Origin of the sequence: Streptomyces acidicola (assembly GCF_009377235.1) — a bacterium.
Classification (GTDB): domain Bacteria; phylum Actinomycetota; class Actinomycetes; order Streptomycetales; family Streptomycetaceae; genus Streptomyces; species Streptomyces acidicola.
The window spans coordinates 41,101-53,328 of the sequence record NZ_VMNX01000033.1 but is presented as its reverse complement, the minus strand read 5'-3'; the positions used below and the strand labels follow the sequence as shown (position 1 = coordinate 53,328).

The 12,228-nt window shown below is 70.5% G+C and carries 8 protein-coding genes; all 8 read left to right on the top strand.

The features are described 5' to 3' along the window. Nucleotides 1–69: 69 nt before the first annotated feature. The 8 genes from FPZ41_RS12295 (at nucleotide 70) to FPZ41_RS12260 (ending at nucleotide 12,141) form a co-directional block, all read left to right on the top strand. Entirely contained in the window at nucleotides 70–1,095 is a 1,026-nt protein-coding gene (locus FPZ41_RS12295; RefSeq protein WP_322620143.1) for a methionine synthase, read from the top strand. Between the two features lie 15 nt (nucleotides 1,096–1,110). After that, on the top strand, nucleotides 1,111–3,303 hold the full coding sequence (gene ligA / locus FPZ41_RS12290; protein WP_322620142.1) for an NAD-dependent DNA ligase LigA: 2,193 nt from the start codon (nucleotides 1,111–1,113) through the stop codon (nucleotides 3,301–3,303). Nucleotides 3,304–3,531: 228 nt separating this feature from the next. Continuing rightward, on the top strand, nucleotides 3,532–5,823 hold the full coding sequence (locus FPZ41_RS12285) for a putative bifunctional diguanylate cyclase/phosphodiesterase (protein ID WP_152861969.1): 2,292 nt from the start codon (nucleotides 3,532–3,534) through the stop codon (nucleotides 5,821–5,823). 246 nt (nucleotides 5,824–6,069) lie between these two features. Then, the gene (gene gatC / locus FPZ41_RS12280; RefSeq protein WP_131558265.1) at nucleotides 6,070–6,366 is read left to right on the top strand and encodes an Asp-tRNA(Asn)/Glu-tRNA(Gln) amidotransferase subunit GatC; all 297 of its coding nucleotides are present in this window, start codon (nucleotides 6,070–6,072) and stop codon (nucleotides 6,364–6,366) included. A gap of 7 nt (nucleotides 6,367–6,373) precedes the next feature. Beyond that, on the top strand, nucleotides 6,374–7,870 hold the full coding sequence (gatA, locus tag FPZ41_RS12275; protein WP_152861967.1) for an Asp-tRNA(Asn)/Glu-tRNA(Gln) amidotransferase subunit GatA: 1,497 nt from the start codon (nucleotides 6,374–6,376) through the stop codon (nucleotides 7,868–7,870). Then, on the top strand, nucleotides 7,867–8,106 hold the full coding sequence (locus FPZ41_RS12270) for a hypothetical protein (RefSeq protein WP_322620141.1): 240 nt from the start codon (nucleotides 7,867–7,869) through the stop codon (nucleotides 8,104–8,106). Before gatA ends, FPZ41_RS12270 begins: the two co-directional genes overlap by 4 nt. Before the next feature lie 15 nt (nucleotides 8,107–8,121). Further along, entirely contained in the window at nucleotides 8,122–9,636 is a 1,515-nt protein-coding gene (gene gatB, locus FPZ41_RS12265) for an Asp-tRNA(Asn)/Glu-tRNA(Gln) amidotransferase subunit GatB (RefSeq protein WP_322620140.1), read from the top strand. A 288-nt stretch (nucleotides 9,637–9,924) separates the two neighbouring features. Then, nucleotides 9,925–12,141, top strand: coding sequence for an MMPL family transporter (locus tag FPZ41_RS12260; protein ID WP_322620139.1), 2,217 nt, complete (start codon nucleotides 9,925–9,927; stop codon nucleotides 12,139–12,141). Nucleotides 12,142–12,228 lie beyond the last annotated feature (87 nt).

The following is a 12,228-nucleotide window of genomic DNA, read 5'->3' as shown; positions in this document are numbered from 1 at the left end:
CCCCCAGCACCCCACCACGGGGGCCTGGGGGCGGAGCCCCCGGGATGGGACCTACGTAGGCTTCACCACGTGAACGAGAACTTCAGCTTCGGCCCCGCCACCGGCATCGGCTCCATGCCGGGCACCGACGCCCGCGAGGCCGCCAAGACCGTCACCGGGACCTTCGAGGGCCCTCAGACGGGAATGCCGCACCTGCCCGAGCTACCCGCCCGCGGCCCCGGCGCCGACATGATCGGACGAACCGCCGGAATGCTCGTCGAGCTCTACGCGCGCGTGGAGCCCAGCGGCTGGCGGATCGGGGACCGGCCGGGCCGTGACACCAAGCGGGCCAGGTCCTGGCTGGGGGAGGACCTCGACGCGCTGGAGGAGTTCACGCAGGAGTACGAGGGGCCGCTGAAGGTCCAGGCCGTCGGGCCATGGACGCTCGCCTCGGCACTGGAGCTGAAGAACGGCGAGGCGGCCCTGTCCGATCCCGGTGCCTGCCGGGATCTCGCCGGGTCACTCGCCGAGGGGCTGCGGGCGCACATCGAGGACGTACGCCGGCGCGTACCCGGAGCAGAGGTCGTCCTCCAGCTCGACGAACCGTCCCTCGTCGCCGTCCTGCGCGGCCAGGTGAAGACCGCCAGCGGCTACCGCACCCACCGCGCCATGGACCGCCAGGTCGTCGAGGCGACGTTGCGGGACGTCATCGGCGCACACGGCACACATGGCGCAGGCGGCCCCGTCGTCGTCCACTCCTGCGCGCCCGACGTCCCCTTCGCACTGCTCCGCCGAGCCGGCGCCGCCGCGATCTCCTTCGACTTCGCGCTACTCACCGAGCGTGATGACGACGCGATCGGGGAAGCCGTCGAGGCCGGCACGAGGCTGTTGGCCGGCGTCGTGCCGGGCACGGACGGCCCATTGTCAGACCCTGCCGGTAGCGTCATGGGTGTCAGGACGCTGTGGCGCAGGCTGGGGCTGAATCCGGGGCTTCTCACGGATGCGGTCTCCCTCACGCCGTCGTGCGGACTCGCAGGGGCTTCCCCGGCGTACGCGCGCGCGGCGCTCGCCCACTGCGTCCGGGCGGCGAGATCCCTCGCGGACAACCCTGAGTAACGGGAGGACAACACGGTGGCCGGCGACAAGCAAGCGGAGACGGCGGTGCCCGCCGAGGCACGGGACAAGCACGCGCAGCTCGCTGAGCAGATCGAGGAGCACCGCTTCCGGTACTACGTGAAGGACGCCCCCGTCGTCAGCGACGCGGAGTTCGACAGGCTCCTGCGCTCACTGGAGGCACTGGAGGAGGCGTATCCCGAGCTGCGCACCCCCGACTCACCGACCCAGAAGGTGGCGGGGGCGTACGAGACGGACTTCACCGCCGTCCAGCACCGCGAGCGCATGCTCTCGCTCGACAACGCGTTCGACGACGAGGAGCTCGCCGCCTGGGCCGAGCGGATCGCCAAGGAGGTCGGCACCTCCGAGTACCACTTCCTGTGCGAGCTCAAGGTCGACGGCCTCGCCGTCAATCTGACGTACGAGCACGGCCGCCTCACACGCGCGGCGACCCGCGGCGACGGCCGCACGGGAGAGGACATCACTCCCAATGTCCGGACCATCGCGGACATTCCGGACCGTCTCCAGGGTGATCACGTCCCCGATCTTGTCGAGATCCGCGGCGAGGTCTACTTCCCGATGGAGAAGTTCGAGGAGCTCAACGCCCGTCTGGTGGAGGCCGGCGACAAGCCCTTCGCCAACCCGCGGAACGCGGCGGCGGGTTCCCTGCGCCAGAAGGACCCGCGCGTCACCGCCACCCGCCCGCTCCACATGGTGGTCCACGGCATCGGCGCACTGGAGGGCTTCGAGGGCCTCACCCGCCTCTCCCAGGCGTACGACCTGCTGAAGACCTGGGGACTTCCCACCTCCCCGCACAACAGGGTGGTGGACGACCTCGACGGCGTACGGGAGTTCATCGCGTACTACGGGGAGAACCGCCACTCCGTGGAGCACGAGATCGACGGCGTGGTCGTGAAGCTCGACGAGATCCGCCTCCAGGGCCGCCTCGGATCCACGGCCCGCGCCCCGCGCTGGGCCATCGCGTACAAGTACGCACCGGAGGAGGTCAACACCAAGCTCATCAACATTCGTGTGGGTGTGGGCCGTACGGGCCGGGTGACGCCGTACGCGCAGGTCGAACCGGTCACGGTCGCGGGCTCGGAGGTCGAGTTCGCCACGCTGCACAACCAGGACGTGGTCAAGCTCAAGGGCGTCCTCATCGGTGACACGGTCGTGCTGCGCAAGGCCGGCGACGTCATCCCGGAGATCCTCGGCCCGGTCGTCGACCTGCGGGACGGCAGCGAGCGGGAGTTCGTGATGCCGGCCGAGTGCCCTGAGTGCGGTACGGCGCTGCGGCCCATGAAGGAGGGCGACGTCGACCTCCGCTGCCCGAACTCCCGTACCTGCCCGGCCCAGTTGCGCGAGCGGCTGTTCTACCTCGCGGGCCGCAAGGCGCTGGACATCGAGCACTTCGGATACGTCGCCGCCGCAGCCCTCACCAAGCCGCTGGAGCCGGCCGATCCGCCGCTGGTGGACGAGGGCGACCTGTTCGACCTCACCGTCGAGCAGTTGCTGCCCATCAAGGCCTACGTCCTGGACCAGGACAGCGGCCTGCCCAAGCGCGACCCGAAGACGGGCGAGGAGAAGGTCGCCACGGTCTTCGCCAACCAGCAGGGCGAGCCCAAGAAGAACGCGGTGGCGATGTTGGAGAACATCGCCGCCGCCAAGGAGCGCCCGCTCGCCCGCGTCCTGACCGGTCTGTCGATCCGTCACGTGGGGCCGGTCGCGGCCGAGGCCCTGGCCCGCGAGTTCCGGTCGATCGACCGTATCCAGCAGGCCACCGAGGAGGAGCTGGCGAACACCGACGGCGTCGGCGCCATCATCGCGGCCTCGCTCAAGGAGTGGTTCGCGGTCGACTGGCACCAGGAGATCCTCCGCAAGTGGAAGGCCGCCGGCGTCCGCATGGAGGAGGAGGGCTCCGGCGAGGACGAGGGCCCGCGCCCGCTCGAAGGGCTCACCGTCGTCGTCACCGGCACGCTGGAGCATCACACGCGTGACGGTGCGAAGGAGGCCCTGCAGAGCAGGGGAGCGAAAGTGACCGGCTCGGTTTCGAAGAAGACCTCATTCGTCGTAGTGGGCGACAACCCCGGGTCGAAGTACGACAAGGCGATGCAGCTCAAGGTGCCGGTCCTGAATGAGGAGGGCTTCGCCGTCCTGCTCGGACAAGGGCCGGACGCAGCAGCGGAAGTCGCGCTTCCGACTGAGGAGTAGCGGTTGAAGGCCACCCGTTCGGCGCATACCAGATGCATACGGGTGGCCGGGTCGCATTCGGGCAACCGTCGACGACCGCTGCCCGCGGAAGCCTTCTGCGGCCTACTGTTGAGGTGTGCGCCTGCCGTGCCCGGACGCGTGGTGGGTTGTCAGACGCGGTGCCGTTGAGGGTTGTCGGGAGCATCGGGCCGCGCTGCGTGAGCACCGCCGGCTGTGAGAGGGACGGGAATGGAACCGACCGAGAGCGCCGCCCCGGACTCACGGCTGCGTCTGCGCCGGGTGCCCGGGGCATGGCTGAGCAGCCGACGAGCGGGTGCAGGCCGATCGTCGGAGCGCGCGAACGGTGCTTCCGTGCGCGGCGATGACGCCGCCGCACGCGGCGCTTTGGTGCACACCACGGGCGCGCACGGTGCCGCGCACCACCCCTCCGCGCACCAAGGCGCCGGGCGCGATGTGGGACTCGCGGGACACGAGTCCGAGCGGCACCTGTCCTGGCCCGCGGTGCCCGCCGCCATCGTCGGGGTGGCCTGCGCGGTGCTCGGTGTCGGGTTCTACCGGGCGTTCACCGGACAGCACGCGCTCTTCCCGTCCGGCACGGCCGGCTGGTCGCTGGCCGTGTTGGCCGGCGTCATCGTCGGCCACCTGGTCGCGATGGGACGCGCCCGCTGGTGGGGCGGCACCGGATCGGGCGGCGCGCTCACCCTCGCCGCCCTGCTGCTCTACGGCTGGGTGCCCGCCGGGATGGTCAGCCTCACCGTCGTCGTCCTCGTCGGCGCGGCGCGCCGGGGCCGCTGGCGGCAGGGCGTGCTGCACGGCGCCGTCGACATACTCGGCATCGGTGCCGGCGCGCTCGTGCTCGCCGCGTTCGGACGCGTGCCCTCCGTCGAGTCGCCGTGGACTCCCACGAGTTGGAACATCTACGCGGTACCCCAGGTGGTGCTGGTCGCCACCGCGTACCTCGCGGTCACCCGCGGCCTGCTCTGGTACGTCCACGCGCCCCGCGGGGGCGGCGTCCCCACGGTCGCCCGCACGGCCCTGGTCAGGCACGGCCTCGTTGCGGTCGCGCTGCTCGGCATCGCGCCGCTCGTCTGTGTGGTCGCCGAGGCCCAGCCCCTCCTGCTGACGCTGTTCGCCATCCCCCTCATCGCGCTCGACTACACGCTGTGGATCGCCCGCGCCCGGGCGGAGGAACAACTGCGCGATCCGCTCACGGGGTTGCCGAACCGTCAGTGGCTGCTCGAACGGACCTGGACGGCGCTCGACGACGCGGAGCGGATCGGTGCGCGGGCGGCCCTGATGCTGATCGACATGGACCGCTTCCGATCGGTGAACGACACACTCGGTCACCTTGCCGGTGACCGGTTGCTGCTGCAGATCGCCGACCGGCTGAAGCTGGCGCTGCCCCGCGGAGCGGAGGCCGCGCGGCTCGGCGGCGACGAGTTCGCCGTCTTACTGCCCGTGGCCGACTCCACGACGTCCGCGTCGCGGGTCGCCCGCAACCTCGTCGCCGCGCTCGGCTCTCCCCTCGACCTCGACGGGCTCACCCTCGTGCTGGAGGCCAGCGCCGGGGTCGCCGTCTTCCCCGACCACGCGCTCGACGCGGAGGGCCTGCTGCGGCGGGCGGACGTGGCGATGTACCAGGCGAAGCGGGACCGTACGGGGGTGGAGGTGTACGAGTCCAAGCGGGACTCCAACACCCCCGACCGCCTCGGTCTGCTGGGCGATCTCAGGCGCGCGCTCGACGCGCACGAGGTCGAGTTGCACTACCAGCCGAAGGTCCGCTTCGACGGGAAGGTGGCCGGGCTGGAGGCCCTTGTGCGGTGGGTGCACCCCGAGCGGGGCAAGGTCCCGCCGGACGAGTTCATAGCGATCGCCGAGTCGTCCGGACTGATGCCGCATCTCACGGAGTACGTGCTGGAGACGGCACTGGAGCAGGTCGCACGCTGGCGCGCCAAGGGGCTCCACGTACCGGTCGCGGTGAACGTGTCACCGAGGGACGTCCACACTCCCGGGTTCGCTGGGGCGGTCGCGGCGCGGCTCGCCCGGCACGGGGTCCCGGCGGGAGCCCTGCAACTGGAGATAACGGAACACGTGCTCCTGGAGGACCCGCAGCGAGCCGCGGACACCCTGGCCGGGCTCGCCGGGCACGGAGTGAAGATGTCGCTGGACGACTTCGGTACGGGGTACTCATCGCTCGTGCACCTGCGCAGGCTGCCCGTGAGCGAGCTGAAGATCGACCGGTCGTTCGTGGCGCGGCTGGCCGTGGACACCGAGGACGCGGAGATCGTGCGGTGCACGGTCGATCTCGCGCACTCCCTCGGGCTGTTGGTGGTCGCCGAGGGCGTCGAGGACGACGAGACCTGGGAGCGGCTGCGGGACCTCGGATGCGATGCGGTGCAGGGGTGGCTCGTCGCAGCCGCCATGCCTCCGGAGGAGACCACGGCGTGGTTGCGGGCGCGGGGATCACGGGGATGGCAGCGCCCGGCGGCTGCACTGCCGGCGGCCACGACGGACGAGTAGGGCGGGGCGCCGAGGGGGCTGCGCACCCTGGACCCCGTTCCGGGGGCGGCAGCCCCCAGGTAAGGGACGGGAATGGGTAGGGGCGGCGGGGGCGAGAACAACCCGTCCACACCCCGCTCACACCCCGCCCTCCACACCGCGCCCCAGTGACGCATCCCCCTCAGACACAATCCCGTGCGCGCGCAAGTCGGCGTGCCCCATAGGATTGAGCTCAAACCACACACACTCACCCCAGAGGATCGCTGCATGCCTGGCATCACGCGCGAGGAGGTCGCCCACCTCGCCCGGCTGGCGCGTCTGGAGCTGAAGCCCGAAGAGCTCGACCACTTCGCAGGCCAGCTGGACGACATCATCGGCGCGGTCGCCCGCGTCAGCGAGGTCGCCGACCAAGATGTACCGCCGACCTCGCACCCGCTGCCGCTGACGAACGTCATGCGCGCGGACGAGGTCCGTTCGTCGCTCACCCCCGAGCAGGCGCTCTCCGGCGCCCCGGCCCAGGAGCAGCAGCGTTTCAAGGTGCCGCAGATCCTGGGGGAGGACTGATCACGTCATGACCGACGCCATCATCAAGCTCACAGCGGCCGAGATCGCCGCGAAGATCGCTTCCGGCGAGCTCACCGCCGTAGCCGTCACCGAGGCCCACCTCGCCCGCATCGAGGCCATCGACGAGAAGGTGCACGCCTTCCTGCACGTCGACCGCGAGGGCGCCCTGGCGCAGGCCCGCGCCGTCGACGAGAAGCGGGAGCGCGGCGAGAAGCTCGGCCCCCTCGCCGGTGTGCCGCTCGCCCTCAAGGACATCTTCACCACCGCCGGGGTTCCGACGACCGTGGGATCGAAGATCCTCGAAGGCTGGATCCCGCCGTACGACGCCACCCTCACCAAGAGGCTGAAGGACGCCGACGTCGTCATCCTCGGCAAGACCAACATGGACGAGTTCGCCATGGGGTCCAGCACCGAGAACAGCGCGTTCGGGCCGACCGGCAACCCGTGGGACCTGACCCGCGTCCCCGGCGGCTCCGGAGGCGGGTCCTCCGCCGCGCTCGCCTCCTTCCAGGCGCCCCTCGCCATCGGTACCGACACCGGTGGCTCCATCCGCCAGCCCGCCGCCGTCACCGGCACGGTCGGTGTGAAGCCGACCTACGGCGGGGTCTCCCGCTACGGCATGGTGGCGTTCTCGTCCTCCCTCGACCAGGGCGGACCCTGTGCCCGTACGGTCCTGGACGCGGCCCTCCTGCACGAGGTCATCGGCGGGCACGACCCGCTCGACTCCACCTCCATCGACGCCCCTGTACCGCCGGTCGTCGAGGCCGCCCGCAACGGCTCGGTCGCCGGTATGCGCGTCGGCGTCGTCAAGCAGTTCCGCGGCGAGGGCTACCAGGCCGGCGTGGTGCAGCGGTTCGACGAGGCCGTGGCCCTCCTCAAGGAGCTGGGTGCCGAGATCGTCGAGCTGGACTGTCCGTCCTTCGACCTGGCGCTCTCCGCGTACTACCTGATCGCGCCCAGCGAGTGCTCCAGCAACCTCGCCCGCTTCGACGGCCTGCGCTACGGCCTGCGGACCGGCGACGACGGCACGCACTCGGCGGAAGAGGTCACGTCCCTCACCCGCGCGGAAGGCTTCGGGGCCGAGGTCAAGCGCCGGATCATGCTCGGTACGTACGCACTGTCGAGCGGCTACTACGACGCGTACTACGGCTCCGCCCAGAAGGTCCGTACCCTCATCACCCGCGACTTCGAGAAGTCGTTCGAGAAGGTCGACGTGATCGTCTCCCCGACCACGCCCACCACGGCCTTCGCGATCGGTGAGCGCGCCGACGACCCGATGGCGATGTACCTGGCGGACCTGTGCACCATCCCGACCAACCTGGCAGGCAACGCCGCCATGTCCCTGCCCTGCGGCCTCGCGCCGGAGGACGGGCTGCCGGTCGGCCTGCAGATCATCGCCCCCGCGATGAAGGACGACCGCCTGTACAAGGTGGGGGCGGCCGTCGAGGCCGCCTACGTGGAAAAGTGGGGGCATCCGCTTCTTGAGGAGGCTCCGTCGCTGTGAGTGCACTGACCAAGGCCAAGGGCTTCAAGAAGTCCAAGTCCGGTACGTACCTGTCCATGGCCGCCACCGCGTTCGGCGCGATCGGCGTCGCCAAGCAGCTCAAGAAGGCCCGCGCCGAGAACGACACGCTGGTCCTGATCGACGCCACCGTGTCCGCCGCCGCCATCGTCACCGGCCTCGCCATCCTGTACCGCGAGCTGAAGCGGCTGGGCGACGACGACGTCCTGCTGGGTTGAGAGGGAAGTTTCACCGTGACCACCACGACCGACCTGGTGTCGTACGAGGACGCGCTGGCGTCGTACGACCCCGTCATGGGCCTTGAGGTCCATGTCGAACTCGGCACCAAGACCAAGATGTTCTGCGGGTGCTCCACCGAGCTCGGCGCCGAGCCCAACTCGCAGTCCTGCCCCACCTGCCTCGGCCTGCCCGGCTCGCTCCCGGTCGTCAACGCGACCGGCGTCGAGTCCGCGATCAAGATCGGTCTCGCGCTGAACTGCGAGATCGCCGAGTGGTGCCGCTTCGCCCGGAAGAACTACTTCTATCCGGACATGCCGAAGAACTTCCAGACCTCCCAGTACGACGAGCCGATCGCCTTCAACGGCTACCTCGACGTGCAGCTGGAGGACGGCACGACCTTCCGCGTGGAGATCGAGCGCGCCCACATGGAGGAGGACACCGGAAAGTCCACGCATGTGGGCGGTGCCACCGGGCGTATCCACGGCGCACAGCACTCGCTGCTCGACTACAACCGCGCAGGCATCCCGCTCATCGAGATCGTCACCAAGCCGATCGTCGGCGCCGGGGAGCGCGCCCCCGAGGTCGCGCGGGCGTACGTCGCCGAGCTGCGCGAGCTCATCAAGGCGCTCGGTGTCTCCGAGGCCCGTATGGAGATGGGCCAGATGCGCTGTGACGTGAACCTGTCGCTGATGCCGAAGGACGCCGACAAGTTCGGTACCCGCAGCGAGACCAAGAACGTCAACTCGCTGCGGTCCGTCGAGCGTGCCGCGCGGTTCGAGATCCAGCGCCACGCGGCCGTGCTGAGCGGCGGCGGCACGATCGTCCAGGAGACCCGCCACTTCCACGAGGACACGGGAAGCACCACCTCGGGCCGCGTGAAGGAGGAGGCCGAGGACTACCGGTACTTCCCGGAGCCGGACCTCGTGCCCGTCGCCCCGTCCCGTGACTGGGTCGAGGAGTTGCGCGCCACACTGCCCGAGCTGCCGCTCGCCCGCCGCAACCGGCTGCGCGAGGAGTGGGGCGTCAGTGCCGTCGACATGCAGGCGATCCTGAACGCCGGTGCCATCGACCCGATCGTCGCCACCATCGAGGCGGGCGCCGACGCGACCTCCGCCCGCAAGTGGTGGATGGGCGAGCTGGCCCGTACGGCCAACGAGACGGGCACCCACCTGGAGGCGCTGCCCATCACGCCCGAGCAGGTCGCCCGGGTCACCGCGCTGGTCGCCGAGGGCTCCCTCAACGACAAGCTGGCCCGCCAGGTCATCGAGGGCGTCCTCAAGGGCGAGGGCACCCCGGACGAGGTCGTCGAGAAGCGCGGCCTGAAGGTCGTCTCCGACGAGGGCGCCCTGACCGCCGCCGTCGACGAGGCCATCGCGGGCAACCCGGCCATCGCGGACAAGATCCGCGGTGGCAAGGTCGCCGCGGCCGGTGCGCTCGTGGGCGCCGTCATGAAGGCCACCCGCGGCCAGGCCGACGCGGCCCGTGTCAAGGAGCTCATCCTGGAGAAGCTCGGCGTCAGCGAGGGCTGATTCGCATCATCCGCGGATCGCGCGGATCGCACGTCCCCAGGGGCGGTACATCGACCACACCGATGTACCGCCCCTGGGCGTGTCCGCAGGTGTGAGGAGAGGCGAGAGAGTCCGCCGATCTGTCCTGTGACCTGGCTCGCACTCCTGGGACGGAACCCGTGAAAACGGCAAACGATCTTCTCCGTTTGCCAGAGTGTGGGCCATCAGACATGCGTTCTTTGCGGGTCCTTCGGTTCGCCCACGACTGTTCCCGGTCAAAGATCCACCCATTCCCCAGGGAGCACGTTCGTGGCAGCCCTCGCGCGCTGGTGTGTCCGGCACCGCCTCGTCGCCGTACTTCTGTGGCTTCTCACCTTCGCGGGCGCCGCCGCCGTCGCATCCGTCGCAGGATCCGCGTACTCGAACGACTATGCGACCCCGGGGACCGAGTCCAGCCGCGCCACGCAACTCCTCGACGAGGGCTTCCCGCGCCTCGGCGGCGACAGCGACACCATCGTCTGGCACACCACCCACGGCACCGTGCGGGCCGCCGACGTCGAGCAAGCCATGACCCGCACCCTGGACGAGATCGCCGACCTGCCCTCAGTGGCGTCCGTGACCAGCCCGTACGAAGGGTCACCCGGCGGCCGGATCAGCCGTGACGGACACACCGCGTACGCCACGCTCACCTTCGACGACCAGACCCAGGACATCGACAAGGCCGAGGCCCAGAAGGTCGTAGACACCGCCAAGGCGGCCGAGACCGACGGACTCCAGGTCGAACTGGGCGGCAGGGCGATCGGGCTCACCGAGTCGACGGGCGGGCATATCGCCGAGGCGGCCGGCGTGCTCGTCGCCGCCGTCGTGCTGCTCCTCGCCTTCGGCTCGCTCGCCGCCTCGCTGCTGCCCATCGCGACCGCGCTCGTCAGCGTGGGGACCGCGTACGCCGGGATCGTGCTGCTCGGCCACGTCATGACCGTGGCCGACTTCGCGCCCATGCTGGGCATGCTGATCGGGCTGGGCGTCGGAATCGACTACGCGCTGTTCATCGTCACCAGGCACCGCAGGGAACTCAAGCGCGGGTTGTCCGTCACCGAGGCCGTGACCAGCGCCGTCGCGACCACGGGGCGGGCCGTCGTGTTCGCCGGCGCCACCGTGTGCATCGCCCTCCTGGGCATGCTCATCCTGCGGCTCGGCTTCCTGAACGGCGTCGCCATCGCCGCGTCGCTCACCGTGGTCCTCACGGTCGCCGCCTCCGTGACACTGCTGCCCGCCCTGCTCTCCCTCATCGGCATGCGCGCCCTGAGCCGCCGTGAGCGCCGCCGCCTCGACGAGCACGGCCCCGAGCCGGAGCGGCCCACCGGGCTCGCCGCCCGCTGGTCCGCGTTCGTGGAACGGCACCCCAAGAAGCTCGGGGCCGTCGCGCTCGGCGTCATGACCCTGCTCGCGCTACCCGCGCTCGGCCTGCACCTGGGCACCTCCGACCAGGGCAACAACCCGAAGACGGCGACCACGCGCCAGGCGTACGACCTCCTCGCGGACGGCTTCGGCCCCGGTGTGAACGGGCCCCTCACCCTGGTCACCAAGGTCGGCGGCGCCCAGGACAAGCTCGCCCTCGACAACCTCGACGCCACCCTCCGAGCTACCGAGGGCGTCGCCGGGGTGAGCCCGGTGACGTACGACACGGCGGGCGACACCGCGTACCTCAGCGTCGTCCCGGAGTCCTCCCCGCAGTCCACGCACACCAGCGACCTCGTCGACCGGCTGCGCGACGAGGTGCTGCCGCGCGTCGAGGCGGGCACCTCGCTCGACCTGCACGTCGGCGGGGTCACTGCCGGCTACGACGACTTCGCGGACGTCATCGTCGGCAAACTGCCGCTGTTCGTGGGCGTCGTGATCGGGCTCGGCTGCCTGCTGCTCCTGCTCGCCTTCCGGTCCATCGGCATCCCGTTGAAGGCCGCCGCGATGAACGTCGCCGCCGTCGCTGCCGCCTTCGGGGTCGTCGTCGCGATCTTCCAGTGGGGCTGGGGCAGCGAACTGCTGGGCCTCGGCAGCGCCGGGCCGATCGAGCCCTTCCTCCCCGTGATCATGGTCTCGGTGCTCTTCGGGCTGTCCATGGACTACCAGGTCTTCCTGGTCAGCCGGATGTACGAGGAGTGGCTGGAGACCGGCGACAACCGGCGCGCCGTCCGCGTCGGCCTCGCCGAGACCAGCCGGGTGATCAACTCCGCCGCCGTCATCATGATCTCGGTGTTCCTCGCGTTCGTGCTCAGCGGGGACCGCGTCATCGCGATGTTCGGCATCGCACTGGCCACCGCTGTGGCCCTCGACGCCTTCGTCCTCCGTACGCTCCTCGTGCCCGCCCTCATGCACATGCTCGGCGGCGCCAACTGGTGGCTGCCCCGCTGGCTCGACCGCCGCATGCCGCGCATCAGCATCGAACCGGCCGAGTACCGGGCCGCCGCGGACGCGGCCGAAAAGACCAGCACGGAGAAAGCCGCCCGTGCGACCATCCCCGGGCAGTGAGCGGACGGTGGCGATCCGGCCACCGACGACGAGCTCGACGACGAACCGGTCGTACTGGCTGACGAACCGGTCGCACTGGCTAAGGAG

Coding starts and splice junctions, on each gene's coding strand:
- FPZ41_RS12285 (WP_152861969.1), top strand. CDS start 3,532: ATGGAACCGACCGAGAGCGCCGCCCCGGACTCACGGCTGCGTCTGCGC.
- gatC (WP_131558265.1), top strand. CDS start 6,070: ATGCCTGGCATCACGCGCGAGGAGGTCGCCCACCTCGCCCGGCTGGCG.
- gatA (WP_152861967.1), top strand. CDS start 6,374: ATGACCGACGCCATCATCAAGCTCACAGCGGCCGAGATCGCCGCGAAG.